Origin of the sequence: Mitsuaria sp. CC2, from assembly GCF_048957715.1 — a bacterium.
In the GTDB taxonomy this organism is placed as follows: Bacteria; Pseudomonadota; Gammaproteobacteria; order Burkholderiales; family Burkholderiaceae_C; genus Roseateles.
Genome location: NZ_JARVXN010000004.1, coordinates 13349 through 38143, shown reverse-complemented (window position 1 = coordinate 38143; position 24795 = coordinate 13349). Strand labels below are relative to the sequence as shown.

Annotated in this window: 22 protein-coding genes and 1 pseudogene; 10 read left to right on the top strand and 13 right to left on the bottom strand. The window is 69.3% G+C overall.

The window, feature by feature from the left end; genetic code table 11:
* Window positions 1–19: 19 nt before the first annotated feature.
* From malG to PV762_RS02490, 5 genes and pseudogenes are all read left to right on the top strand, one after another.
* Entirely contained in the window at window positions 20–910 is an 891-nt protein-coding gene (gene malG, locus PV762_RS02510; RefSeq protein WP_421033445.1) for a maltose ABC transporter permease MalG, read from the top strand.
* 276 nt (window positions 911–1186) lie between these two features.
* Entirely contained in the window at window positions 1187–3478 is a 2292-nt protein-coding gene (locus PV762_RS02505; protein ID WP_421033444.1) for a phosphoesterase, read from the top strand.
* Window positions 3475–4833, top strand: a pseudogene (locus PV762_RS02500) (cytochrome-c peroxidase); the annotation flags it as partial. The gene PV762_RS02505 and the pseudogene PV762_RS02500, both read left to right, overlap by 4 nt.
* A gap of 595 nt (window positions 4834–5428) precedes the next feature.
* On the top strand, window positions 5429–6382 hold the full coding sequence (locus PV762_RS02495) for a 2OG-Fe(II) oxygenase (RefSeq protein WP_421033443.1): 954 nt from the start codon (window positions 5429–5431) through the stop codon (window positions 6380–6382).
* Window positions 6383–6409: 27 nt separating this feature from the next.
* Window positions 6410–6583: a hypothetical protein gene (locus tag PV762_RS02490; RefSeq protein ID WP_421033442.1), complete on the top strand. Its 174-nt coding sequence runs from the start codon at window positions 6410–6412 to the stop codon at window positions 6581–6583.
* A gap of 15 nt (window positions 6584–6598) precedes the next feature.
* On the opposite strand, the gene PV762_RS02485 is transcribed toward PV762_RS02490, so the two are convergent.
* From PV762_RS02485 to PV762_RS02470, 4 genes are all read right to left on the bottom strand, one after another.
* Entirely contained in the window at window positions 6599–6925 is a 327-nt protein-coding gene (locus PV762_RS02485) for a hypothetical protein (RefSeq protein ID WP_421033441.1), read from the bottom strand.
* 154 nt (window positions 6926–7079) lie between these two features.
* Window positions 7080–7601: a deoxycytidylate deaminase gene (locus PV762_RS02480; protein ID WP_421033440.1), complete on the bottom strand. Its 522-nt coding sequence runs from the start codon at window positions 7599–7601 to the stop codon at window positions 7080–7082.
* A 67-nt stretch (window positions 7602–7668) separates the two neighbouring features.
* The gene (rnhA, locus tag PV762_RS02475; protein ID WP_421033439.1) at window positions 7669–8151 is read right to left on the bottom strand and encodes a ribonuclease HI; all 483 of its coding nucleotides are present in this window, start codon (window positions 8149–8151) and stop codon (window positions 7669–7671) included.
* A 31-nt stretch (window positions 8152–8182) separates the two neighbouring features.
* Window positions 8183–9145, bottom strand: coding sequence for a class I SAM-dependent methyltransferase (locus tag PV762_RS02470; protein WP_421033438.1), 963 nt, complete (start codon window positions 9143–9145; stop codon window positions 8183–8185).
* Window positions 9146–9171: 26 nt separating this feature from the next.
* On the opposite strand from PV762_RS02470, the gene gloB reads away from it, so the two are divergent.
* Both gloB and PV762_RS02460 read left to right on the top strand, forming a co-directional pair.
* Entirely contained in the window at window positions 9172–9957 is a 786-nt protein-coding gene (gloB, locus tag PV762_RS02465; protein ID WP_421033437.1) for a hydroxyacylglutathione hydrolase, read from the top strand.
* A gap of 6 nt (window positions 9958–9963) precedes the next feature.
* The gene (locus tag PV762_RS02460) at window positions 9964–11661 is read left to right on the top strand and encodes a transglycosylase SLT domain-containing protein (RefSeq protein WP_421033436.1); all 1698 of its coding nucleotides are present in this window, start codon (window positions 9964–9966) and stop codon (window positions 11659–11661) included.
* A gap of 36 nt (window positions 11662–11697) precedes the next feature.
* Here PV762_RS02460 and PV762_RS02455 read toward each other — a convergent pair whose 3' ends face one another.
* The 4 genes from PV762_RS02455 to dnaX form a co-directional block, all read right to left on the bottom strand.
* The gene (locus PV762_RS02455; protein ID WP_421033435.1) at window positions 11698–12087 is read right to left on the bottom strand and encodes an MAPEG family protein; all 390 of its coding nucleotides are present in this window, start codon (window positions 12085–12087) and stop codon (window positions 11698–11700) included.
* A gap of 67 nt (window positions 12088–12154) precedes the next feature.
* A complete protein-coding gene (recR, locus tag PV762_RS02450; RefSeq protein ID WP_421033434.1) occupies window positions 12155–12742 on the bottom strand; it encodes a recombination mediator RecR in 588 nt (195 codons plus the stop codon).
* A gap of 22 nt (window positions 12743–12764) precedes the next feature.
* Entirely contained in the window at window positions 12765–13091 is a 327-nt protein-coding gene (locus tag PV762_RS02445; RefSeq protein ID WP_377153060.1) for a YbaB/EbfC family nucleoid-associated protein, read from the bottom strand.
* Window positions 13092–13241: 150 nt separating this feature from the next.
* A complete protein-coding gene (dnaX, locus tag PV762_RS02440) occupies window positions 13242–15428 on the bottom strand; it encodes a DNA polymerase III subunit gamma/tau (protein WP_421033433.1) in 2187 nt (728 codons plus the stop codon).
* Between the two features lie 93 nt (window positions 15429–15521).
* Between dnaX and PV762_RS02435 the strand changes: the two genes are divergently transcribed.
* Complete coding sequence (locus PV762_RS02435; RefSeq protein ID WP_421033432.1) at window positions 15522–16646, top strand: AIR synthase-related protein; 1125 nt, start codon at window positions 15522–15524, stop codon at window positions 16644–16646.
* A gap of 75 nt (window positions 16647–16721) precedes the next feature.
* On the opposite strand, the gene PV762_RS02430 is transcribed toward PV762_RS02435, so the two are convergent.
* Genes PV762_RS02430 through PV762_RS02420 form a run of 3 tightly spaced genes read right to left on the bottom strand, consistent with a single transcriptional unit; the run spans window position 16722 to window position 20567 of the window.
* The gene (locus PV762_RS02430) at window positions 16722–18104 is read right to left on the bottom strand and encodes a hypothetical protein (RefSeq protein WP_421033431.1); all 1383 of its coding nucleotides are present in this window, start codon (window positions 18102–18104) and stop codon (window positions 16722–16724) included.
* Window positions 18101–19420 (bottom strand): PEP-CTERM sorting domain-containing protein, encoded by a 1320-nt coding sequence (locus tag PV762_RS02425; RefSeq protein ID WP_421033430.1) that lies wholly within the window; start codon window positions 19418–19420, stop codon window positions 18101–18103. The genes PV762_RS02430 and PV762_RS02425 overlap by 4 nt, the downstream gene beginning before the upstream one ends.
* Before the next feature lie 37 nt (window positions 19421–19457).
* Window positions 19458–20567, bottom strand: coding sequence for a porin (locus tag PV762_RS02420; RefSeq protein ID WP_421033429.1), 1110 nt, complete (start codon window positions 20565–20567; stop codon window positions 19458–19460).
* A gap of 171 nt (window positions 20568–20738) precedes the next feature.
* Between PV762_RS02420 and PV762_RS02415 the strand changes: the two genes are divergently transcribed.
* Both PV762_RS02415 and PV762_RS02410 read left to right on the top strand, forming a co-directional pair.
* On the top strand, window positions 20739–21659 hold the full coding sequence (locus tag PV762_RS02415) for a LysR family transcriptional regulator (protein WP_421033428.1): 921 nt from the start codon (window positions 20739–20741) through the stop codon (window positions 21657–21659).
* A complete protein-coding gene (locus tag PV762_RS02410; RefSeq protein WP_421033427.1) occupies window positions 21652–22632 on the top strand; it encodes a Bug family tripartite tricarboxylate transporter substrate binding protein in 981 nt (326 codons plus the stop codon). Before PV762_RS02415 ends, PV762_RS02410 begins: the two co-directional genes overlap by 8 nt.
* Window positions 22633–22740: 108 nt before the next feature.
* On the opposite strand, the gene PV762_RS02405 is transcribed toward PV762_RS02410, so the two are convergent.
* Complete coding sequence (locus PV762_RS02405) at window positions 22741–23847, bottom strand: NAD(P)/FAD-dependent oxidoreductase (RefSeq protein ID WP_421033426.1); 1107 nt, start codon at window positions 23845–23847, stop codon at window positions 22741–22743.
* A 50-nt stretch (window positions 23848–23897) separates the two neighbouring features.
* Window positions 23898–24746, bottom strand: coding sequence for a DUF4743 domain-containing protein (locus tag PV762_RS02400; RefSeq protein WP_421033425.1), 849 nt, complete (start codon window positions 24744–24746; stop codon window positions 23898–23900).
* Between the last annotated feature and the right edge of the window lie 49 nt (window positions 24747–24795).

The window sequence follows — 24795 nt, the reverse complement described above, 5'->3', positions numbered from 1 at the left end:
CGAAGGACAAGGACACGACATGGCCATCGTTCGAGGCAAACAGGCGGGCTGGCGCGTCGTCGCCGCGCATGTGCTGCTGTGGGGCTTCCTGGCGATCACGCTGTTCCCGCTGCTGGCGGTGGTGTCGATCTCGCTGCGGCCGGGCAACTTCGCCACCGGCAGCCTGATCCCGACGACGATCAGCCTGGAGCACTGGCAGCTGGCGCTGGGCATCCCCTACCAGGCGGCGGACGGCTCACTGGTGCAGCCGCCCTTCCCGGTGCTGACCTGGCTGTGGAATTCGATCAAGGTGGCGACGATCTCGGCGGTGCTGATCGTGGCGATCTCGACGACGGCGGCCTACGGTTTCGCGCGGCTGAAGTTCCCATTCAAGGCCAGCATCCTGAACAGCATGCTGCTGCTGCAGATGTTCCCGGCGGTGCTGGCGCTGGTGGCGATCTACGCGATCTTCGAGACCATCGGCACCTTCGTGCCGTGGCTGGGCATCGAGACCCATGCGGGCGTGATCGTCGCGTATCTGGGCGGCGTGGCGACGCACATCTGGACCATCAAGGGCTACTTCGAGACCATCCCCGTGGAGATCGAGGAGAACGCCAAGGTCGACGGCGCGTCGCATTGGCAGGCCTTCCGGCTGGTGCTGCTGCCGATGGCGGTGCCCATCCTGATGGTGGTGTTCGTGCTGGCCTTCATCGGCTGCATCATCGAATACCCGGTCGCATCGGTGCTGCTGCGCGAGGAGTCCAACCTCACGCTGGCGGTCGGGTCGAAATACTTCCTGCACGACCAGCGCTTCCTCTGGGGCGACTTCGCGGCCGCGGCCGTGCTCTCGGGCCTGCCGATCACGGCGGTGTTCCTGCTGGCGCAGCGGTGGATCGTGTCGGGGCTGACGGCGGGTGGGGTGAAGGGCTGAGGTCCTCGAACGGCGCTGCGGAACAGCGCGTCGCGGCGCAGCGCAACGCGTTGGGACTGCGCCAAGCCCCGTGCGCATCGCGGCCCGTTCCAGGCGTGCGCATCGCTTCACCTAACTTTGCGAAACGAGCCAGCCCTTGCGGCGCAAGGGCCCTCACGCGGCCTTGACGTGTGATGACACGGATCCGTCATGCGTGATTTCTAGAGTGCGCGGCGTTTCGAGCGGTGCCCTTCCGGGACCTTCGAGCACAGCCAACGCCACCACTCCAGGACTCCCATGCGACACAGCAAATCCGCCGCGCTGAACGTCTCGCTCACGCTCGTTGCCGCCGCCATCATGGCCGCCTGCGGCTCCGACAACGACACGCAATCGCCCAGCGTCACGATCAACGGCGTCGTCACCGCCACCAGCTTCACGCCGGGCAGCGCCACCGATCCGAAGATCGATCCGGCCTACTACGTCGGCGCCAAGGTCTGCGTCGACACCAACGCCAACGGCGTCTGCGACACCACCGAGAACGCCGTCGTCACTGACGCCAAGGGCCACTTCTCGCTCACGATGCCGGCCAACGCCGCGCTGATCGCCGACATCGGCACCGACGCCACCCTGTCCACCGGCGCCAAGGTCGCCAGCCGCGACGTGCTGCGCGCGTCGCTGGACCAGGTCATCGAGCAGGCCGGCAACGTCGTCATCAGCCCGCTGTCGTCGGAAGTGCAGCGCCTGGTCGAAGCCAACGGCACCAGCTACGCCGTCGAGAAGCAGACCGTCGCCACCCGCATCGGCGTGTCCCTGGCCAACGTGCTGGCCGACGTGAACACCGTCACCGGCGCCGAGCAGACCGCCATGCTGGCCGAGTCCAAGGCCCTGGACAACCGCTTCACCTACGCGATCACCAAGCTGGACCGCGGCGACCTGTACCCCGACGCGCTCGCGACCCCGGGCGGCGATCCGCGCCTGGCCGGCGCCGCCAACGTGAGCACCGCCACCGCGCCCACCGGCACCGACGCGCGCGCCAAGATCACCTTCGCGCAATCGCAGCAGGCCGCGTTCGAGCTCGAAGGCGTGCCGCGCTACGACCACATCTTCATCGTGATGCTGGAGAACAAGGCCACGCTGTCGATCAAGGGCTCGCCGTGGGCGCCCAAGATCAACGCGCTGCTCGCCGCCGGCAACCAGCTGACCAGCTACTACGCCACTGGCAACCCGTCCGAGCCGAACTACACCGCCCTCGGCGGCGCCGACGACTTTGGCATCACCGACGACAGCCAGTGGAACTGCGACGCGACCGGCGCCAACGCGGTCCAGGATCTGCCGCTGCCCGACAAGTCCCAAGCCGGTCTGGCGAGCTCGCCGTTCGCGGCCAGCTGCACGCAGACCGCCGCGGTCAACCACAACATCGTCGGCAAGCCCAATCTGTTCAACGCGATCACGGCCGCCGGCATGACCTGGCGCACCTACAGCGAGTCGATGAACCCGGGCCAGGACTTCCGCACCGACTCCGTGGCCGACGCCGCCGTCACCGCGACCGACAACGTCTACGCGCCCGGCACACTCAACGGCAACACCGCGGCCGTCGGCAACGCCGGCCTGACGCTGCCCATGCCTGCCGGCCTGTACAAGACCAAGCACCATCCGGGCATGGCCTACCAGAACGTCCGCAGCGCGCCGGAGTTCAAGTACAGCAACCGCACCATGGGCGGCGGCCAGTGGGACGCCAACCTCAAGAGCAGCTCCGCCTACGCCATGCCGGCCAACTACGACATCGACCAGCTCGGCACCGACCTGGCGAGCGGCAAGGTCGGCACGCTGAACTTCCTGGTCCCCGACCAGTGCGACGACATGCACGGCATCAGCGTCATCGGCAAGCTGGCCAACGGCAGCACCGCCACGGCCAGCGACTGCGGCAGCGTCGCCAACAACGTGGCGCAGAGCTCGGCGGCCAACATCATCACGCGCGGCGACAACTACGTCGACGCGCTGGTGAAGAAGATCCAGGCCTCCGCGCTGTGGAAGAACCCCGCCAAGCGCGTCGCCATCGTGCTGATGTTCGACGAAGGCAGCGCCACCTCGGGCTTCAACTCGTGCTGCGGCTGGAACGTGTCCAACAGCGCGGTGTCCAAGCCGGCGGTCGTCGACGCCAAGACCGGCGCGGTCACGGTCGACAGCTCCGTCAACAACTACACCAAGGGCAACCGCGGCCACGGCGAGAGCATCTTCGGCATCCTGACCAACCAGGCCGACGCGCCCAAGGGCGTGTCCGACGGCGATGCCTACAGCCACTTCTCATTCGTCCGCACGCTGCAGGACATGTTCCAGCTGGCCGACCCGGCGGTGGATGCGTCGTACATGAACCGCTCGAAGTACACCGAGAAGTTCATCGCGGCCAACATCCTCAACCTGCCTGAATACGCCGGCAGCGCCGACACCCACTTCGACTCGGTGCGCGCGATCAACCATGCGTGGAAGGCCCCGGCCAACTACGCGCAGAAGCAGTCGGCCGACGTGAACACGGCCGCGCAGATCGGCGCCGACACGGTCCAGACCAGCGTCTGGGCGCTGAAGAAGTGAGCGCCGTCCTCCGCGCCGGCGTGCCCATCGGACTTGGCCTGCTGCTGGCCGCTTGCGGCCCGTCCGGCAAGGCCGACATCGATGCCGCCACATCCGGCGCGGAGGCGGCCTCCTCCGCCGGCACCGCGCTGAATCCCGTCATGCCGCTGAGTCCGATCGCCCAGGTCGGTCAGAAGATGTTCTTCGACGCGACGCTGTCGGGCTCCGGTCGCATGGCCTGCGCCACCTGCCACGATCCGAAGAACGCCTACGGCCCGCCCAACGACCTGTCGGTGCAGCTCGGCGGTCCCGAGCTGAAGAACGCCGGCCTGCGCGCCGTGCCCTCGCTGCGCTACAAGGACGCGACGCCGCCCTACGCGGACCTGCTCGACAACCCCGACGGCGTCAGCGTGCCTGGCCCCGGCGGCGGCTTCGCCTGGGACGGTCGCGCGGCGACGCTCGCCGAGCAGGCGGGGCTGCCGCTGCTGGACCCCAACGAGATGGCCAACGCCAGCGCGGCCGACGTCGTGAAGAAGCTGCAGGCCGGCCCGTATGCCGAGCAGTTCCGGCAGGCGTTCGGCGCGACGATCTTCGACAACGCGGACCAGGCCTTCGCCGCGGCCGGCAAGGCGCTGCAGGCCTTCCAGCTGGAGGACGTGAGCTTCCATCCCTACTCGAGCAAGTTCGACCTCTACATCGGCAACAAGATCGGCGGCGTGCTCACCGCGGCCGAGGCGCGCGGCCTGAAGGTCTTCGCCGATCCCAACGGCGGCAACTGCGCCTCGTGCCACTACCAGGGCGCCGGGCTGAACGGCAGCACGGCGATCTTCACGGACTTCTCCTACGAGGCCATCGGCGCGCCGCGCAACGCGGCGATCCCGGCCAACGCGGACGCGAGCTACGCGGACATCGGCCTGTGCGGCCCGCTGCGCACCGACCACGCGCCGGTGAAGGGCAACACCTTCTGCGGCATGTTCAAGTCGCCGACGCTGCGCAACGTCGCCACGCGCCGCAGCTTCTTCCACAACGGGATCTTCCATTCGCTGGAGCAGACGATCCGCTTCTACAACACGCGCGACACGATGCCCGAGCTCTGGTATCCGACCGTGGGCGGCACGCCCAAGGCGACGCCCGACGCCGACTTCCCGACCTACGGCCTGATCACCACGCAGTACGTCGGCGGCAAGGTCAGCAAGTTCGACGACCTGCCCAAGCGGTTCCTCGGCAACATCGACACGCAGATGCCGCTGGACGGCCGCGCGGCCCACAGCAAGCCGCCGATGTCGGAGCAGGACATCGCCGACCTGATCTGCTTCCTGAACACGCTCAACGACAAGGACACGGTGCCGGCGACCGCGCCCGCGGCGGGCGCCTGCGGTGCCACCGCTTCAGCCGAGTCGGTCGCCAATGACTTCGCGCCGGGTATGAGGGACTACCTCGCCAAGCGCGGCGACCTGTGCCTGGCCAAGCGCGAGTGGCCGATCGACCTGACCCAGCGCGAGATCGACGCCGGCGCGCGCAACGCGCTGCAATTGCCGGTGCTGGAGCGGCTCGGCCTCGCGAAATCGACGGTGGCCGAGGTCGACGTCAAGGACGACAACGAGGTCTCGCATCACATGAAGGTCCGTCGCTACGCGCTGACGGAGACCGGCAGGCGGTTCTACGTGACGCGTGAGCAACCCAGGGCCGACGGCGCCAAGGAGACGCGCGGCGATTTCTGCGCGGCCAAGCTGAGCCTGGACAAGGTGGTGCGCTGGGAGATCGGGGGCGAAGGCAAGGACCGGCACGCAGTCGTGAGCTACACCTACCAGGTGAAGGCCGCGCCGTGGACCGGCGACGCCGAACTGCAGAAGGTCTTCCCCGTCGTCGCGCAGGTGATCCGCGGCGCGGGCCGCACGCAGCTGCAGGAAACGTTCAAGCAGACGGAGACCGGCTGGGTCGCCGTGGACCTGCTCTGAGGCGGACACCGTGATGACGACTGTCGTTCGTTTTCCTGCCGCGCTGGGGGACTGGGTCCGCCAGCATCTGGACAACGGCGTGGCGCCGGGCGATCTGCGCGGCGCGCTGCAGGAGCGCGACATCGCGGCCGAAGCCGCGCAGGCCATCGTCGATGCGTTCGTGCGCGCGCGGCGCGGCGAGCGCGCGATGCCGATCGATCAGGTCGAACTCACGCCTGCTTCGACGCCGATGGGGATGCCGGCACCGATGGGGATGTCGACGGGAATGCCGATGCCATCGGCCATCGACGGCGTTCCTCCCTACCGGTACGAAACGCCGCGCTTCCGGCCGGGCACCTCGATCGCGACGGACGACCGCGTCGTGCGCGTGGCCGCCCGCGCGGAACGGCCGATGCTGGCGGTGCTCAACGGCGTCTTCAGCGCCGACGAATGCGAGGAGGTCATCGCCCTGGCGCGCGGCCGTCTGAGGCCGTCGACGCTCGTCGATCCGCGCACCGGGCGCGATGTCGTGAGCGGCTTGCGCAGCAGCCTCGGCATGTTCTTCCGCCCGGCCGAGACGTCGCTGATCGCGCGCCTGGATCGGCGCATCGCGGAGATCATGAACCTGCCGGTATCGCACGGCGAAGGGCTGCAGATCCTGCATTACCCCGAGGGTGCCGGCAGCGCCCCGCACTACGACTTCCTGGTGCCGTCGAATCCGGCGAATCAGGCGTCGATCGCGCGGGGCGGGCAGCGGGTGAGCACGCTGGTCACTTACCTCAACGACGTTCCCGGCGGCGGCGAGACGGTGTTCCCGGCAGCGGGTTGGGCGGTCTCGCCCCAACGCGGCAACGCCGTCTACTTCGAGTACGTCAACTCACGCGGCGAACTGGACCACGCCTCGCTGCACGCCAGCAGCGCGGTCACGCGCGGTGAGAAGTGGGTGGCGACGAAGTGGATGCGGGAGCGGGAGTTCGTCAGCGCGTAGCTGTGCCCCGCTGCGCAGAGTCAGGTCTTGCGCGCCGCCCGCAGCCTTCGCATCACCGGCTCATTCAGCTGCTTCGCCAGCGCATTCCACTTCGCGCTGACCTTGTCGATCTTCGCCAGCAGCGGCTGCGCGGTGGCGTCCAGCGGCCAAAAACGACAAAGGCGCCTCGCGGGCGCCTTCGATTTGGAAAGGGAGCTGTAGAAACGGGACGTCGGCTCAGTGCACCAGGCCGATCCATTCGCCGCGACGCTGGTAGGCGTCGAACAGCGCCTGCGCCGCCGCCTGCAGTTGCGCGTCGCCGCGTGCGTACGCGGTGTTGAGGCGCTCCAGCGCGTAGAGGCGGTCGTACAGCATGCGGGTCGGTTGCAGGGTCAGGCCTTGTCCGGCCATCAGGTCCTGCAGCGCGTACAGCTCGTCCATGCCGGCCGAGCCGGCCACCGTCAAGCCCAGATCCGGCACCAGTCCCCACGGCGCGTGGGCGGTTTCAGGCATCAGGTGCGGCGGGATGGCGGTGGTGTGCATGGCGGCCTCGGAACGATTCATGTCGGCGTGGGAGGGATCATGAATCGAGCCGCCAGAAACTTGAGCGGGAAAAGCGGGGCATTTCCAGCCCAGTTCAACGGATCACCCGCCGACGCGTTCCGACGCCCTCACCTGCCGCCCGTCGGACTCGCCCGACTCGCCAGGCTCGCCAGGCTCAAGGCCGCGGCTTGGCGATGAAGCCCGACAGGTCGGTGCACCAGACGGCGGCCGGGACGTCGAGCTCGTTGAGCGCGAGCACGTCGACGCGTGCGTCGGTCAGCATCTTGGCCGAGGCCGTGTTCAGGCCGATCTGGTGGTCCTTCTTCTCCAGATAGACCACGCGCTGGATGCCGACCTGGATGATGGACTGGACGCAGCGCGGGCACGGGTATTGGGTCGTGTAGATGGTGCTGCCGGTCAGCGGCAGCACGACGCAGTTGAGGATCGCGTTGACCTCGGCATGGACGATGTAGCTGTGGCGCGAGTTGGCCGGATCAGCGTCGTCGTCGGACCAGTAGGCGGGGTCGTGGTCGTCGCAGCCGCGCGGCAGGCCGTTGTAGCCCACGCCGACGATCTTGTAGTCCGGGCTCGCGATGCAGGCGCCGTTGCGCTTGCGGCTGTCCTTGGAACGGGCGCTGGCCAGCAGGGCCACGCCCATGAACATCGAATGCCAGTCGATCAGCGGTTGGTTGTCCATGACGAGGGAACACGAAGGGTCAGGAAGGCGGAGAAGTGTAGTGGAGGGGGTGGCATCAAGCCCCCACTCACTTCGCCACCGACACCCCCCTGTTCGCCAGAGCATCCGCGCGCTCGTTGCCCGGATCGCCGGCGTGCCCCTTGACCCAGCGCCAGTCCACCGTGTGCAGCTTGCGCAGCGCGTCCAGGCGCTGCCACAGGTCGGCGTTCTTCACCGGCTTGCCGTCTGCCGTCTTCCAGCCGCGGCGCTGCCAGCCGGAGATCCATTCGGTCATGCCCTTGCGCACGTATTCGCTGTCGGTGTAGATCACGATGTTGCAGCTGCGCTTGAGCGAGGTCAGCGCTTCTATCACCGCCGTCAGCTCCATGCGGTTGTTCGTGGTGTTGCGCTCGCCGCCGAACAGCTCCTTCTCGTGGTCGCCGCTCTTGAGCCACGCCCCCCAGCCGCCCGGACCCGGATTGCCCTTGCAGGCGCCGTCGGTGTAGATGACGACGGGCGGCTTGGCGATCTTCGGCGCGGCGGGAGCAGGAGAAGCGGAGGTATCGGTCATGAGCAGTCTGGAAGGAACAGGGAACGTCGGATCAATCGACCTCGACGTCGTCGCGATGATGATGGTGATGATGGACCGCCGCCACCGCCGGAGCAGTCTTGGCGGCGCGCTTCCTGCCGCGCGCCATGCCGATCAGCCGCATGCCGTGCACGCGCTTGACCGCGATGACGCCGTACAGCGCGCCCAGCACCGTCCACCACTTGCCGCCCGGCTTCTCGATCCACTGCCAGCGCGCCAGCCAGGCATCGCTCAGCAGCGGCGGCCGGTAGCAGCCGAACTGCGCGCGCTCGACCTCGAACGACAACAGCCGCAACCAGTCGCGCAGCCGCCAGTAACCCAGGTACTCGCGCTCCTCAGGCAGGTAGAGCCGCGGCGGACGGCCCAGCATGCGGCCATTGACGCGGGCCAGATTCTGCCTCACCGCCCAGAGGCTGGCCGGGTTCATGCCGAGGATCACGACCCGCCCTTCGGGCCGCAGCACCCGCTCGACCTCGCGCAGGCAGCGGTGCGGATCGGCGGCCTGTTCCAGCGTGTGCGGCAGCAGCACCAGGTCCAGGCTGTTGGCTTCAAACGGCAAGGCATCGAACTCGCAATAGACCGCCGCGCGGCCCGCGCCGTTCAAACCTGGCGCCAGTTCGGCCTGCGGCTCGGGCTGGTATTCCAGCGGATGCGCGCCCATCCCCTGCCGCGGCGGGCCGGCGACGCCATCCTCCAGGGGATGGTGGTTCAACGCCAGCCAGCGGTTGGTCATGCGGTTGGTGCGCAGGCCGTGCAGCTGCGGGAAGCCGAGCTGCAGCGCGTGATACCCGAACCAGTCGATCACCGCGGCATCGATGAAGCGCTGTTCCCACGCGAGCAGGTAGCGACCCGCAGGCGTGCGCAACCAGTGCGCGAACGCCGCCGCGGCGGCGTCCGGCCGGACGTGCGCCTCTACAATCGGCGGCTTCTCGTCGCTGTCGTCGCTGATGTCGTTGTCCTGGCCCGGAGTCTTCATCGCTGGGACCTGATCCCCTTGCCTGCATGAACCTGGTCGCCGTTCCCGCCTTCTCAGACAACTATCTCTGGCTGCTGCATGACGGCCGGTCGGCGCTCGTGGTCGATCCGGGCGACGCCGCACCGGTGAAGGACGCGCTGCGCTCGCTCGGGCTGGACCTGCGAGGCATTCTAGTGACCCATCATCATGCCGATCATGTCGGCGGGGTGCGGGAATTGCTGCCTCTGCTGGCGCCTGGCGCCAAGGTCTGGGGGCCCGCTGGCGAAGTCATGCCGGTGGACGTCGAGCCGCTGGGCGAAGGCGACCGCTTCGAGGTGCTGGGCCAGACCTTCGACGTGCTGGACGTCCCCGGACATACCGCCGGTCACATCGCTTTCGTGCTGAAGCATCCCACCGACGGCGGCACACCGATCCTGTTCTGCGGCGACACGCTGTTCTCGGCCGGCTGCGGCCGGCTCTTCGAGGGCACCCCGGCGCAGATGTTCGACTCGCTGTCCAAGCTGGCGGCGCTCCCCGGGGAAACCCGTGTCTGCTGTGCGCACGAGTACACCTTGTCGAATCTGCGATTTGCTCGCACAGTCGAGCCCCGGAACGAGGCGGTCGCGCGCCACGAGGCCTGGTGTCTGGCCCGGCGCGAGACGTCGCTGCCCACCCTGCCCTCCACCATCGCCGTGGAGCTCCAGATCAACCCCTTCCTGCGCTGCGAGCACGCCGACGTCCGCGCCGCCGCCCAGCACCGCGATCCGAGCGTCACCTCGCAGCCGGTCTCTGTCCTGGCCGCGCTGCGCTCATGGAAGAACGAATTCCGCTGAATCCCGATGCACCGACACCCGAACCCGACCCGCCTGACCCTGATCGCCGCGCTGCTGCCGCTGGTGCTGGCCGCCTGCGCGACGAACAAGCCGCAAGCCGACAACCAGGAAGCCCGGGCCGTCGCGCAGCAGACGGTGCAGGCCGTCGAGGCCGCCGCCTCCGCCGTGCCCTCGCCGGCCACGCCGGTGGCGCGCGCCGCCACGGCGCCGGAAGAGAAGCTCGACGTGCTGCTCGAGGACAACCTCAATCCCGGCGAGAAGGTCGACCTCGACGCCCCGAAGACGCACGTCGACCTGTGGACGCGGATGCGCGCCGGCATGGCGATGCCCGAGCTCGACAACGACCTGGTCCGCAAGGCCGAGGGCTGGTACAGCAGCCGGCCCGACTACGTGGCGCGTATGACCGGCCGCGGCAGCCTCTATCTCTACCATGTGGTCGAGGAGGTCCAGAAGCGCGGCATGCCGATGGAACTGGCGCTGCTGCCCTTCGTCGAGAGCGCGTTCCGCAACGACGCGCAGTCCAGCGCGAAGGCGGTCGGCATGTGGCAGTTCATGCCCGCCACCGGCCGCGACTTCGACCTCAAGCAGAACATCTTCCGCGACGACCGCCGCGATGTGCTGGCCTCGACCAAGGCGGCGCTGGACTACCTGCAGCGCCTGAACAAGATGTTCGACGGCGACTGGCAACTGGCGCTGGCCGCCTACAACTGGGGCCAGGGCAACGTCAGCAAGGCGGTCGCGCGCAACCAGAAGGCCGGCCTGCCGATCGACTACGACAGCCTGCGCATGCCCGACGAGACGCGCTACTACCTGCCCAAGCTGCAGGCGGTGAAGAACATCCTGATGCGCCCCGAGGCCTTCGGCATCGAGCTGCCGGCGGTGGCGAACCATCCCTACTTCCTCTCGGTCAACATCGACCGCGACATGGACGTCGCGCGCGCCGCGCAACTGGCCGAGCTGGACGAGGAGACCTTCCGCCAGTTCAACCCGTCGATGAACAAGCCGGTCATCCTGGCGGCCAGCAGCGGCCAGCTGCTGCTGCCCTACGACAACGCCAGCACCTTCGTCGCCAACCTCGAGAAGTACCGCGGACCGTTGGCGTCGTGGACGGCGTGGGTGGTGCCCCGCACGATGAAACCCGCCGACGCCGCCAGGCAGGTCGGCATGAACGAGACCGGCCTGCGCGAGATCAACCGCATCCCGGCCCGGATGCTCGTGACCAAGGGCTCGACGCTGCTGGTGCCGCGCACGGCGGAACGCGATCGCGACGTGTCGGAGCATCTGGCGGACAACGCCAGCATCGGCTTCGCGCCGGACGTGCCGCCGATGCGCCGCGTCACGCTCAAGGCCAACAAGGGCGACACGGTGGCCAGCGTCGCGCGTCGCTATCGGCTCGGGACGACGCAGCTGGCGCAGTGGAACCGCGTGAGCACCAAGGCGACCTTCAAGCCGGGGCAGCAGGTGGTCGCGTATGTGCGCGAAGGCCAGCAGCTGGCCGCGGTGGAACCGTCGTCGGCGACGTCGAAGTCCTCCTCCAGGAGCACGAAGTCGGCGAAGTCGGCGACGTCGGGTAAGGTCACCAAGGTCGCGTCCAGCGCGGCGAACAAGCCCGCCAAGGGCGGCGCGAAGACACGCAGCGCCAAGGTCGCCGCCAGCGAGGGCAAAGGCGCCCGCACGGTGGCGACGAAGACGGCCCTGCGCTGATCGGAGGGCCAGCGACGGTGGAAGTACGAGACTGCTTCAGCCGAAGAACAGCGCGATCGACAGTCCCGCCACCACGGCCCAGGCGAGGCTGCGCAGGTTCGGCCAATCGGCGATGTAGAGCGCGACGTAGACGACGCGCGTGACGACGAAGGCAACCGCCAGCAGATCGATGCGCGCCTGCGCATGCTGCATCTGCTGCGCCGCCAGCACGCCGGCGATGAACAGCGGCAGCGCTTCGAAGCTGTTCTGCTGCGCCGCGTGGGCGCGCGCCTGCCAGCCGGTCTGCCGGCTCAGCCAGCCGCGCGGATCATGGTTGTCGAAGCCCCCGTCGCGACGGCGCTTCCCCATGCCGCGCGACTTGGCGATCCACGCGCACAGCAGCGGCATCAGGCAGACGGCGATCAGGCAGTAATTGGCGATGGTCATGGACTCTCCCGGGCGCTCCCGCGCGTCGTCGAGGATGGCGGAACGGCCGCCCGCAGGCGGCCGCTGATCAGGTCGACCTCCGGTCCACCAGCGCGTGCGCGATGGTGCCCAGGTCGACGTACTCCAATTCGCTGCCCACCGGCACCCCGCGCGCCAGGCGCGTGCTGCGCAGGCCGCGCGCGCGCAGCGCCTCGGCCAGCACATGCGCGGTCGCCTCGCCTTCGGCGGTGAAGCTGGTGGCGAGGATCACCTCCTCCACCTGGCCGTCCGCCGCCCGCGCCAGCAGCTGGTCCACGCCGATCTCGCGCGTCGACACGCCGTCCAGCGGGCTGATGCGGCCCTGCAGCACGAAGTAGTAGCCGAAGTAGGACGCCGTGCGTTCCATCGCGGCCTGGTCGGCCGGCGACTCGACGACGCACAGCAGGCGCGCGTCGCGGTGGCGGTCCGAGCAGATCGGGCACAGCGGCGCTTCGCTGAAGGTGTGGCAACGCTCGCAATGGCGCACGTTGCTGGCCGCCGACTGCAGCGCACGGGCCAACGCGTCGGCGCCGGCACGGTCGTGCTGCAGCAGGTGGTAGGCCATGCGCTGGGCCGACTTCTGGCCCACGCCGGGCAGGCGCCGCAGGGCCTCGATCAATTGCTCGAGCGCGGTCACCGCGGTCCGATCAGAACGGGGATCAGAACGGGAACTTCATGCCGGGAGGCATGGGCATGCCGGCGGTCAGCTTGCCCATCTTCTCCGAGCTGACTTCCTCGGCGCGGCGCACGGCGTCGTTGAACGCGGCGGCGACCAGGTCCTCCAGCATGTCCTTGTCATCGGCCAGCAGGCTGGGATCGATGGCGACGCGCTTGACGTCATGCTTGCAGGTCATCGTGACCTTCACCAGGCCGGCGCCGGACTGGCCTTCGACCTCGATGTTGGCGAGCTCGTCCTGCGCCTTCTTCAGGTTGTCCTGCATCGCCTGCGCCTGCTTCATCAGGCCTGCGAGTTGACCCTTCATCATGATCGTGATTCCTTGTTCAGAGATTCGATGGGCCGGCGCGAGGCCGACCCGGAGATGACCCGGAGGTCGATGCGATGGGCGGGATTGTCGCCCACGGCGCGCGCCTGCGCTGGCGCCGGAGGACGGCAGAAGAACGGCTGGAGCGGATCCTCAGATCGGCTTGATCGAGCCCGGCAGGATCCGCGCCGTCTTGAACTGCGCGAGCAGTTGCCGGACTTCCGGATCCTCCAGGATGATGGACTCGGCCTGCCGCTGACGGGCGCGCGTCGCCTGCGTGTCGCGCAGCGCCGGCGAATCGGAGGCTCGGCCGACCTCCACGTCGACCCGCACCGGGTTGCCGGCGAATGCCGCGAGGGCCGACTGGAGCTTCTCCAGCAGGCCGGGCTGGCGCAGGGATTCGCGCTCGACGCGGAAGCGCCAGAGCTGCGGATCCGCGGACTCGTCGATCCCGATGCATTCCGCCTGCAGCGCCAGCTCGCGCGACAGCGCGTTCAGGCCCAGTTGCGGCACGACGGCATGCCAGCGCTCGCCCAGCAGCGTGGGCACGAGCTCGACCTCCTCGATGGCGGTCGAGACGTAGATCCCGCCGCCGTTCCCACCGCCGCCGCCCGAGTCGGCGGACGATGGCATCGGATCGTCCATGTCCGGCATGGACATGCCCACGGAAGCATCCTCGTCAGAGGGCGGCGGCACATCCATCCAGGGCGGTGGGCCGTCGTCGTCGTGCGGCGGGGACAGGTCTTCCGGCTCGTCGTTCTCGGCATCGGCTTTCGCGTCCGACGGCGGCGCACCACGCGGGCGCAGTCGTTCGCTGAAACGAGTCGCCGGCGCGCCCGCCTGGGCCGCTCGCAAGGGGCCGGAGGACGGACGCGGAGCCTGCGCCGGCGGCACGGGCGCAGGTTCAGGAGCCACGACAGGCGCGGGCGCTGCGACCACCGGCGCCGCTGCGGGCGCTTCCGCAGGCTCAGGTTCGGGTTCAGGCGGGGCCGCCTCGGCCACACGCGGGACGGCAGGCGCCGGTGCCGGCACGGGCTCGGCCACCGCCGGCGCTGCGGCTTGTGGCGCAGAGGCTTCTGGCGCAGCGGCTTGTGACGCAGCGGCTTGCGGCGCAGCGGCTTGCGGCGCGGACTGCGGACGCGCGACCGGCGCGGCGCCGGCGGCGGTCGCGGCACTCACGGCGGGCGTCGGCGCGGTCCGCGCCGCGCCTTCAGGCACCGACGGCTGACGCGCGCCCTGCCCGTTCGGCCGGAACGCCATCATGCGCAGCAGCACCATCGTCAGCCCGGCGTACTCGTCCGGCGCCAGCGGCAGTTCCTGACGCCCATGCAGCGCCATGCTGTACATCAGCTGGACCTCGTCCGCGGGCAACTGACCAGCCAGCGGCAGCAACTCGGCGAGGTCGGGATCGCCGGCATCGAGCGCGCCCGGTGCGGCCTGCGCGACGGCCAGCTGCTGCAGCGCGACCGCCAGGTCTTCGAGCGTGCCGCCCGCCGACAGCCCCATGTCGCGCAAGCGGTCCGACGCGCCGACCAGCGCGGCGCCGTCGCCCGCGATCAGCGCGTTCAGGATGCCCAGCACATGGCCGCGGTCGACGCTGCCCAGCATCTGCCGCACGCCGGCTTCCTGGAGCTGGCCGGAGCCGAAGGCGATCGCCTGGTCGGTCAGCGACAGCGCGTCGCGCATCGAGCCCCGCGCCGCGCGCGCCAGCAGGCGCAGCGCGCCGGGCTCGTTCGGGACGCTTTCGTTGGAGAGCACGCGCGTCAGGTGCTCCAGCACCGTCTGCGGCGACATCGGCCGCAGATTGAACTGCAGGCAGCGCGACAGCACCGTCACCGGCACCTTCTGCGGATCGGTGGTCGCCAGCACGAACTTCAGGTATTCGGGCGGCTCCTCCAGCGTCTTCAGCATCGCGTTGAAGGCGGTGTTCGAGAGCATGTGCACTTCGTCGATCATGTAGACCTTGAAGCGCCCGATGACCGGCTTGTAGACGGCCTGGTCCAGCAGCTGGGAAATCTCTTCCACGCCGCGGTTGGACGCGGCGTCCAGCTCGACGTAATCGACGAAGCGGCCGGCGTCGATGTCGCGGCAGGCGTCGCAGACGTTGCAGGGCTGGGCGGTGATGCCGCCGGTGCCGTCCGGTCCGACGCAGTTCAGCGACTTGGCCAGGATGCGCGACACCGAGGTCTTGCCCACGCCCCGCGTGCCGGTGAACAGGTAGGCGTGGTGCAGGCGCTGCTGCGTCAGCGCGTTGGCCAGGGCCTGGACGACGTGTTCCTGACCCATCAGCTCCTCGAACGTGCGGGAGCGGTACTTGCGTGCGAGGACCTGGTAACTCATGGCGGGGCATTCTACGGGGGCGGCTCCGCGCTCCCGGACCCGTGACGGGCGGACGGCGTCCGGGTTTGTCAGGAGAGGCGATAATCCGCGCCCATGAGCACCCCGCACGACCCCTCCTCCGGCACGCTGAGCTACGAACAGGCCGGCGTCAACTACGACCTGATCGACCCGCTGAAGATCAGCGCCCAGCGCGCCGCGGCCGCGACCGCCGTGCACATGAGCGCCCACGGCTTCACCGAGGTGAAGGCATCGCGCGGCGAATCGGCGTACGTCGTCGACGTGGGTCCGTTCTACATCGCGTCGATCGTCGAGTGCCTGGGCACGAAGACGCTGGTGGCCGACGAGATGGCCACGCTGACCGGCAAGAGCTACTACGACGGCATCGCGCAGGACACGATCGCGATGGCGGTGAACGACCTCATCACCGTCGGCGCGACGCCGCTGGTGGTGCAGGCCTACTGGGCCGCGGGCGGATCGGACTGGTTCGGCGACGCGCAGCGCGCGCAGGCGCTGGTGGCGGGCTGGAAGAAGGCCTGCGACGTCTGCCAGGTCGCCTGGGGCGGCGGCGAGACGCCGGCGCTGGCCGGCATCGTCGAAGGCGGCCGCATCGACCTGGCCGCGTCCTGCACCGGCCTGATCAATCCGAAGGAACGCCTGTCGGTCGGCGACAAGCTGGGCGCCGGCGACGCGATCGTGCTGCTGGCCTCGTCGGGCATCCACGCCAACGGCCTGAGCCTGGCGCGCAAGCTGACCGAGCGCCTGCCCCAGGGTTACCTGACCGAAGTCCAACCGGGTCTGACCTACGGCGACGCGCTGCTGGCGCCGACCGCCCTGTACTCGCCGGTGACCGAGGCGCTGTACAAGGCCGGCATCACGCCGCACTACTGCGCCAACATCACGGGCCACGGCTGGCGCAAGCTGCTGCGTCACCCAGCCAGGTTCACGTACCGCATCCACACGGTGCCGCCGGTGACGCCGGTGCTGAAGTTCATCCAGGACCACGCGCAGCAGGACGACCGCGAGGCCTATTCGACGCTGAACATGGGCGCCGGGTTCGCGATCTTCGTGAAGGCGGACCAGGCCGCGAAGGTCGTGGAGATCGCCAAGTCCTGCGGCATCGAGGCCTGGGACGCGGGCCGCGTCGAGGACGGCGAGAAGCAGCTGCTGATCGAGCCCCTGGACATCCGCTTCGGGGACGACGACCTGCAACTGCGCTGAGCAGCGTCAGGTCTGAACGGAACGAAGGGCGCCGCGGCGCCCTTCGTCGTTGTTGCCCTCATCGGGCTCGGGACGTCAGGGTCGATCGCGCTTGGGCACCCGCGTCTCGATCGCCTTCACCTGATACTTCGGCTCGAAACGGCAGGTCTGACCCAGCGTCGCCTTCGCCTTCTCACAGCCGGCGGCGATGGACTCGGGCGTGGGCTTCTTCCCTTGCGCGGTCCAGGTCGTCAGCGCGTCCATCAGTGCCGCGTAGGTCGGGTCGCTGAGATAGCTGTGGTCCTTGTCGCCGGTGAAGGTCTGGACCAACGCATCACCCCGGCCAGCCGCGGCCATCGTGCGGCCGAAGCGCTCCTGCAGCTCGACCATCGCCGTCGGGTCGTGGATCGCGTGCACCGTCAGCACCGGCACGGGAATCTTCCCGCCCAGGTCCGCATCGGCGGACAAGGTCGCCACCGCCTTCGGATCCGCCTTGTAGCGCAGCACGCCGGCGTTCAGCGCCGCGTCGTCGCTGGAGCCGGCATACACCGCGCCGACGTTGCCGAACGGGCTCGCGCCGCCGGTGCGCTTCTGCACGATGTCCTGGAAGTGCCAGGTCGCCCAGTTCAGATGCGCCTGGATGCTGCGCTCCGGGATGTGGATCACGTCGACGATGGTCTTGATCTTCGCGGCCTGTTCCGCCGACCGTTCCGCCGCCGGTTTGTTCAGGGCCAGACAGTCGTCGACGCGCTTCGCCAGGTCGGCCTGTTTCATCGGCGAGTCTGCCGGCAGCCCGATGTTGAGCGGGTATTGCGGCTCGCTCGGCAGCGGGTGGTTGCGGCAGAGGTATTGGTAGACGACGCGCAGGTCCAGCCGGAAGTCGTAGCTCCGCGTCCCGCCGCCCAGCACGCCCGAGGTCAGCAGCACCGCGTCGTAGGGCTTGCCGTCGGCGAACAGCTCCGCGCCCTTGGCCGCAACGCTCGCGCCCCAGGACTGGCCGTGCAGGTAGACGTGTTTCGGCTTCGCGACCTTGGCGATGAACAGGCGCCGCAGGCGCTCGTTGTCCTCGGCCGCGGCGGTGACCGCGACGCCGCCCTGGCGGTAGCTCGACGACGCGAAGGCGTAGCCCAGGCGCGGCATGATGGTCCAGCGCTCGACGTCCTCCGTCACGCGCTTGACGGTCGGCGCGCCGAGGAAGGGACCGCCGTGCGCGTGCAGCACGAGGTCGCCGTTCCACTGTTTCGGCATCACGATCACGTAGAGCGCGCCGGCGCTGTCCTGGCCCGACAGGCAGCTGGCGCCCTCGCCCACGCCGGCCGGACACGCGGTCGGCGCCGGCGCGGTCTCGGCCGCGATGTCGACCATCGTGCTGCTCGGCTTCTTCGCCACGGCCACCGGCGCGCAAGCCGTGAGGCTCAGTGCACCGATGCCCATGGCTACGGCGATGCCCGCAGGCGTCATCATTGCCTTCATCTTCATCCTTGTCTCCCTTCAAGCATCGTCTTGCCCCGCGGCGGACCGCGACGGCGGCGCAGGACTCCCAGCAAGCCCAAACCCAGGCCCGCCAGCGCGATCGAGGCCGGCTCGGGCACCGCCGCGGCGAAGCCGAGCTGGTCGCTCGCCACGCGTTGCAGCAGCAGCGCCTGCGCCGCGCTGATGCCGAGGTCGCGGGCGGCAATCTCGTTCAGGCCCAGCACGGCCGGGTCCAGGCCGGTGATCGTGCCGAACAGCGTCAGCGCGCTCAGGTACGAGCCGTACTTGCTCGCATGGGTGCCATCGTCGAACCACAGGTCGAGCAGCCCGTCGGTCGCCGCCGTCGCCGCGTACATGTCGGGCGTCGCCACGCCCGAAGCGATCGCGCGCATGAAGGCCTCGCCCACCGGCGCGATGCCGGCGATGCCGCCCGAGCCGTCCGCACCCGCCATCAGGGCCGCGCCGGCGTAGGCCTGCTTCAGATCGTCGGTCATCGCCTGCAGCGTCGGATAGAACGAAGTCGCCGGCTGCCCCGTCGGCGTCACCGCGCCGGTGTTCTCGTCGGTGACCGTCGTGCTGGGCGCGTTGACCAGGTTGGGCCTCGCCCAGGTCTGGTAGAGGTAGACATCGGCGTCCGCATTGGCGTTGACGTTCGCAGGCACGTGGCGCAGCAGCGAGCAGGTGCCGGTGGACGCGCCGGTGATCTCCGCGCACTTCGCGTTCGTGCCGCCGATCAGGTCGCGCTCGCGGTAGCTCAGCGCGTTGCCCTGGTGGATCCAGTTCTCGACCAGGTTGGTGTAGGTGTTGAAGTAGGCCGGGTTGGACGCCAGCCCGGGCTGTTTGGTCAGCGGCTCGTCGCTCTGCTCCTGCAGCACCACCTTGTCCCAGGCCTGCGAGCCGATGTTGCCGCGCAGGTCCCAGCCGGCGTTGTTGGTGTTGAGGAACTGCCCGCGCAGCGAGGCCGCGTTGCGCGCCGAGATCGAGACCTCGTAGTCCAGCCCGACCTGCACGGTGAACTGCTTGAAGATGCCGGCGACGCCGCCCCAGGGATGAGGCTCGAAGCTGTTGGCGCCGCCGGGGTTGCTCGCATACATCCCCGCCGTGAGGTCGTGGACGTTGGCGGCGTTGTAGCTCATCACCGGATCGACGCGTCCAAAGGTGTAGCTGTTGCCGACGAAGAGGATCTTCGTCGCTTCGGCGTGGGCGGGCGTCGGCGCGAACGCCCCGAACGCCCCGAACGCCGCATGGCCCGCCAGGGCGGTGAAGGCGAGCACGACCGCGCGGGTCCGGCTCCGGGGTCGGGAGAGCATGGTGATCGACATGGTCGTGCTCCTTCGTTGCTGCTGATTGAAGCCGAGGTCAGAAGTTGTGGCGCACGCCGGCCTCGAAGCCGCCGCTGTCGCCGCCGGGCTGCGTCGTCGCGAGCCCCACGTTGAAGCGCACGCCGCGGCCCTTGTTGTCGATCTTCGACAGGTTGGTGTAGAGCGCCGTCCGCTTGGACAGGTCGTGCACGTAGCCGATCGCGATCTGGTTGGCGTCGCTGGCGACGTTCTTGGCCTTCAGCCAGGTGTAGGCGAAACGGATCTCGCCCTGCGGCCAGACCTGCCACTGCGTGCCCAGCATGGTGGCGGTGGTGCTGCTGATGCCGATCTCGTTGCGGCCCCACAGCGCCATCAGCTTGGCCGGGCCCCAGGTGTAGGCCACGCCGACGTTGCTCTGCGTGTAGTCGCCGGTGGCGTAGCGGGTCTTGGAGATGGCCGCCGAGGTGTTGAAGACCTCGTTGCGCCAGCCGATGCGCACGCCGGTGAGTTGGCCGTCCTTGCGCGTCGGTCCCGCGCCCTGCTCGCCCAGCGCCAGCATGGCGTGGCCGTAGAAGCCGTTGAGGCCCGAGGGCGTGAAGTAGCCGATGGCGTTGGACGCCCGCACGCCGGTGCGCGCGGTCGTGCCGCCGGCCGGCACCGGGTAGAACAGCAGACCCGAGCTGCCCACGCCATTGGTCCCGAACGGATGCATGGACGTGGTCAGGTTGCCGAAGGACGGCACGTAGTCGCGACCCAGGCGCAGTTCGCCCCAGTCGGCCGACGAGATCTGCACCGTCGCGCGCCGGCCCCAGGTCAGGCCGCCGCTCACCGAGTCCTTGTTGTTGGTGCTGGTCGCGCCGCTGGTGCCGTCGTCGACGGCGACCGCCGACTCCAGCCAGAAGCCGACCTTGAGCCCGCCGCCCAGGTCCTCGGTCCCGCGCACGCCGAAGCGGCTGGAGGTGTTGCCGTCGCTGTTCACGAAGTAGCGCGTGTCGCTGCCGCTGGCCTTCAGCGCCTGCACGCCGATGTCGAGCAGGCCGAACACCTGCACGCTGCTGCCGCTCTGCGCGTGCGCCGCGCCGGCCGATGCCGCAGCGGCGGCGAGAACCAATGCCGTGCGCGCGTTCCAGGCGTTGCGCACGCCCCTCGAATGTCGTGTCGTCTTCATCAACGTTGTCTCCGTCGGTTGTTGTAGGTATCCGGGCCGGACCTTAGTGACCGCCCTCCATAGCGTCAAATACACTGATCCGCTGAGTCCGAGACGTTTTGAATATGGGACGTACGTAGCTTCCGCAAAGGAAAGCCGCGTCGAGCCCGAGGACCTGGAGACAACGCAGACATGGACCTCCGACATCTGCGCTATTTCGTGACGGTCGCGGAGACCGGCCACATGACGCGCGCCGCGGCGTTGCTGGGCATGCAACAGCCGCCCTTGAGCCAGCAGATCAAGACGCTGGAGCAGGAGCTGGGCATCGCCCTGCTGCACCGCCATCCGAAGGGCGTGAGCCTGACCGACGGCGGCCGGCAGTTCCTGGACGAGGCGAAGCGGCTGCTGCGCGATTACAACGACATGCGCGACCGCATGGACCGCCTGGCCGGCGGCCAGCACGGGCTGCTGGCGATCGGGTTCACGAGTTCGGCGGCGGCGCACGCGTTCACGCCGGCGGTGCTGCGCGAATGTCGCGGCGAGCATCCGGGCATCGCGTTGACCATGACCGAGAACCACGCCGCGGGGCTGATCGAGTCGATCGTCAAATCGCGGCTGCACTGCGCCTTTCTGCGCGTGCCGGTGGCGCAACCCGAAGGCGTCAGCTTCGAGACGCTGCTGACCGAACCGGCGCTGCTGGCGCTGCCGCTGGACCACCGGCTCGCGACGGTGCCGCGCGCGGCGTCGACGCCGGTGCCGCTGGGGGAACTCGAGGACGAGGACCTGATCCTCGTCCGCCGCCCCGGCGCGCCCGGCCTGTACGCCAACCTGCTGGCGCTGTGCGATCGCGACGGCGTCAAGCCGCGCAGCTTCGTCGAGGTCGACCGGATGATGATGAACCTGAACCTGGTGGCGGCCGGCGCGGGCATCACGGTGGTGCCGGCGTCGATGCGCGGGGTGCATGCGCATTCGATCGTGTTCCGGCCATTGGAGAAGCATGCGCGGCTGGAGGCACCGTTGACGATCGCGTATCGCTCGCATGACCAGGAGGGCCCCACCGCGACCTTCCTCGCCCTGGCGCGCCGGATCGCGATGGAGCACCGCGGTGCGTAGGCGCACGTTGCTTCATGCCGCCGCAGGTGTCGCGGTGCCAGGTGTTGCGACGCTGGCGCAGGCGCAGGCGCAGACGGGCAACCCGCCCGTCGTCAGCGACGCCTGGCCCACGCGGACCATCCACCTCCTCGTCGCCTATCCGCCGGGCGGCGTCAGCGATGAGACCGCACGCGCGCTCGCGCAGCACATGGGCACGCGGCTCAAGGTGCCGGTGGTCGTCGAGAACCGGGCCGGCGCGGGCGGGCTGACCGCGCTGGAATCGCTCGCGCGCGCCGCGCCCGACGGCCACACGCTGGCCTACTGCGCGATCTCGCCGCTGGTGTTCGTGCCGGCCTCGACCACCGTGCCGACACCCGAGGTGGCACCGGTCGTCAGCATCATGGACACGCCGGTCCTCGTGCTCGCGCACCCGTCGTTCAAGCCGAACGACTTCGCCGCGATGATCGCCGCCGCACGTCGCGCGCCGGGCCGCCTGCGCTGGGCAACGTCGGGCAACGCGACGGTCGGCCACATGGTGCTGGCGCAGGTGCGCGCCGCCGCGCGCGTCGACATCATCCACGTGCCCTACAAGGGCGGCGGCCAGCAGTTGACCGACGCGATCGGCGGACAGTTCGAGCTGCTGTCCTCGAACGTCGCGTCCCAGCAGTTGCAGTTCGTGCGACAAGGCAGGTTGAAAGCACTGGCGATCGGTTCGCCGGTGCGGCTGCCGGTGCTGCCCGACGTACCGACCCTGGCCGAACTCGGATTTCCCGACGCGAACCTGGTCTCCACCTTCGGTCTCTTCGCGCCGCGCGGCGTGCCCGAAGACCGGTTGCGCCTGATCAACGGCGTCATCAACGAAGCGCTGCGGCTGCCCGAGATCCGCTCCAAGATCCTCGACGTCAGCAACCTGCCGACAGGCGGCTCGGCGGCGGACTTCGCCGCACGCATCGCGAAAGAGCGGGACCGCGCGCTGCGCGTGCCGGCGGATTGAGCCGGGGCCTGTTCCACCTGCAGACTCCCAGCGCTTGGCCGCCAGTGCATGAGCCCCGGCGGCAAGCGCCGAAACCTCACGCACTGCCGTCCCTGAACGACCGCGAACTCACTCGAGACCGCAGCGTGCGATGACCTCCTCGGCAATCGCCAGCGCACTCGTGAGGCCGGGCGACTCCATGCCCATCAGGTTCACGAGTCCCGGCACGCCATGCTCGGCAGGGCCATCGATGCGGAAGTCCGGCGCGGGCTCGTGCTGTGCGTGGATCTTCGGCCTCACGCCGCTGTACGCAGGCTGCAGCGCGCCGGCCGGCAACGCCGGCCAGTAGCGGCGCACGTCGTCGTAGAAAACGTCGGCGCGCGCAGGATCGACGGCGTAGTCGATGTCCTCGGGGCGCTCGACGTCCAGCCACTGCGCATCCGGACCGAAGCGGGCCTGGCCGCCGAGGTCCAAGGTCAGGTGCACGCCCAACCAGGCGTCCTGCGGCATCGGATACACGAGCCGCGAGAACGGCGCCCGCCCCTGCAGCGCGAAGTAGCAGCCCTTGCTGAAGCGCGCGGTGGGCGGCCTGGGCAGGCCGTCGATCGCGGCGGCGAGCAGCGGCGCGTGAAGCCCGGTCGCGTTGACGACGATGCGGGCGCTGAGCGTCATGTCGGCGGTATGGACGACGTGCGACTCGCCGTCGCGACGCACTGCGGTCACTGCAGACCCGAAGGCGACCGCGCCGCCGTGGCGCTCCAGATCGCCCTGCAGCGAGAGCATCAGCCCGTGGCTGTCGACGATGCCGGTCGACGGCGAGAGCAGCGCGGCCTCGCATTGCAATTCGGGTTCAAGCGCGAGGGCCTCCTCGCGCGTGAGCCAGCGCAGATCGTCGACGCCATTGACGGCGGCCTTTGCCTGCAGCGCGCGCAGGCCCGGCAATTGGTCCGCCGACGTCGCGACAACGAGCTTTCCACAACGGCGATGCGGCACGCCATGCGATTCGCAGTGCGCGTAGAGCAGCTGTTTGCCGCGCACGCACAGGCGCGCCTTCAGCGACCCCGCCGGGTAATAGAGCCCGGCATGGATGACCTCGCTGTTGCGCGAACTCACGCCGGTGCCGATGGCGAACTCGCGTTCGAGCACCAGCGTTTCCAGACCGCGCATCGCCAGCGCCCGGCCGACCGCGAGGCCGACGACGCCGGCCCCGATCACCACCGCATCGACTTGTTCCATGCGAGCGATTGTGACGACCCTCGACCGAGCCGTCCGGTCCCGGCGGTCGATCAGGCGCGCAGGTCCGCCAGCGCGTGCGAATGCCGGAGCCCGAAGGCGCTCACCGCGGCGGCGTCGTGGCTGAACTCGCCGGCGGCTAGCCGTTGCGCGAGGGTCTCCAGATCCAGCGTCAGGAACTCGCTGACCTCACCGTCGCCGTTGCGCGGCGAGAAGCCGGCGGGCAGTTGAAGGCTGAACACGTGCAGGACCTCGTCGTGCAGTCCCTCGACCTCCATGCGCGTGCTGCGCAGCGCGCCGCGCGCCTGCACCGCGGCGCTGATGGCCATCGGCGCGCCCGCCTCCTCGAGCAGCTCGCGGCGCGCGCAGTCGACCAGGTCTTCATCCGCGGTCAGACCGCCGGCCGCGAGGTTGTCGAGCTTGCCCGGGTCGGTCGCCTTCGACAGCGCGCGCCGACCGCACACGAGCCGCGCGCCCGGCAGGAAACCGTTGATGTGCACCGCGCGGCTCATGAGCCCGAAGAAGCGGAAGGCGGCGCGCTCCAGGCGGAACAGCACCTCGCCGCGCTCGACGCAGGGATCCTCGACGGGGCGCTCGCAGGCGTAGCGCTCGCCGCGCCAGCCGGTGATGGCGCCGCGCTCCTTCAGCGCGAGTGCAATCTCGCCGATGCGCTGGGAACGGGCCTCGACGTCGAGCGCCTCCGCGTTCCAGAACAACGCGGCATCACGACGCTCAAGTTCAGGCCAGAGTTCGCCTAGCAAGACCTGCCGCATCGGATGCACGCGACCGATCGTGATGTCACCCAATCTCAGCGGAATGAGTCCGTCCGGCACCGGCTGGCTCGCGAGTTGCAGACAGCGTGGAATGACGGCGACAAGCGATGGCGGCAGCAGCGAAGGCATGCGCTGATTCTCTCCTCGCCTCCCCCGTCAATGACTGAAATGCGCGAGA

What these genes read in the sequence shown, in the direction of transcription:
- malG (WP_421033445.1), top strand. Translation starts at nt 20, where the DNA reads ATGGCCATCGTTCGAGGCAAACAGGCGGGCTGGCGCGTCGTCGCCGCG.
- PV762_RS02505 (WP_421033444.1), top strand. Translation starts at nt 1,187, where the DNA reads ATGCGACACAGCAAATCCGCCGCGCTGAACGTCTCGCTCACGCTCGTT.
- PV762_RS02495 (WP_421033443.1), top strand. Translation starts at nt 5,429, where the DNA reads ATGACGACTGTCGTTCGTTTTCCTGCCGCGCTGGGGGACTGGGTCCGC.
- PV762_RS02485 (WP_421033441.1), bottom strand. Translation starts at nt 6,925, where the DNA reads ATGAATCGTTCCGAGGCCGCCATGCACACCACCGCCATCCCGCCGCAC.
- PV762_RS02480 (WP_421033440.1), bottom strand. Translation starts at nt 7,601, where the DNA reads ATGGACAACCAACCGCTGATCGACTGGCATTCGATGTTCATGGGCGTG.
- rnhA (WP_421033439.1), bottom strand. Translation starts at nt 8,151, where the DNA reads ATGACCGATACCTCCGCTTCTCCTGCTCCCGCCGCGCCGAAGATCGCC.
- PV762_RS02470 (WP_421033438.1), bottom strand. Translation starts at nt 9,145, where the DNA reads ATGAAGACTCCGGGCCAGGACAACGACATCAGCGACGACAGCGACGAG.
- gloB (WP_421033437.1), top strand. Translation starts at nt 9,172, where the DNA reads ATGAACCTGGTCGCCGTTCCCGCCTTCTCAGACAACTATCTCTGGCTG.
- PV762_RS02460 (WP_421033436.1), top strand. Translation starts at nt 9,964, where the DNA reads ATGCACCGACACCCGAACCCGACCCGCCTGACCCTGATCGCCGCGCTG.
- PV762_RS02455 (WP_421033435.1), bottom strand. Translation starts at nt 12,087, where the DNA reads ATGACCATCGCCAATTACTGCCTGATCGCCGTCTGCCTGATGCCGCTG.
- PV762_RS02445 (WP_377153060.1), bottom strand. Translation starts at nt 13,091, where the DNA reads ATGATGAAGGGTCAACTCGCAGGCCTGATGAAGCAGGCGCAGGCGATG.
- dnaX (WP_421033433.1), bottom strand. Translation starts at nt 15,428, where the DNA reads ATGAGTTACCAGGTCCTCGCACGCAAGTACCGCTCCCGCACGTTCGAG.
- PV762_RS02435 (WP_421033432.1), top strand. Translation starts at nt 15,522, where the DNA reads ATGAGCACCCCGCACGACCCCTCCTCCGGCACGCTGAGCTACGAACAG.
- PV762_RS02430 (WP_421033431.1), bottom strand. Translation starts at nt 18,104, where the DNA reads ATGAAGATGAAGGCAATGATGACGCCTGCGGGCATCGCCGTAGCCATG.
- PV762_RS02425 (WP_421033430.1), bottom strand. Translation starts at nt 19,420, where the DNA reads ATGTCGATCACCATGCTCTCCCGACCCCGGAGCCGGACCCGCGCGGTC.
- PV762_RS02420 (WP_421033429.1), bottom strand. Translation starts at nt 20,567, where the DNA reads ATGAAGACGACACGACATTCGAGGGGCGTGCGCAACGCCTGGAACGCG.
- PV762_RS02415 (WP_421033428.1), top strand. Translation starts at nt 20,739, where the DNA reads ATGGACCTCCGACATCTGCGCTATTTCGTGACGGTCGCGGAGACCGGC.
- PV762_RS02405 (WP_421033426.1), bottom strand. Translation starts at nt 23,847, where the DNA reads ATGGAACAAGTCGATGCGGTGGTGATCGGGGCCGGCGTCGTCGGCCTC.
- PV762_RS02400 (WP_421033425.1), bottom strand. Translation starts at nt 24,746, where the DNA reads ATGCCTTCGCTGCTGCCGCCATCGCTTGTCGCCGTCATTCCACGCTGT.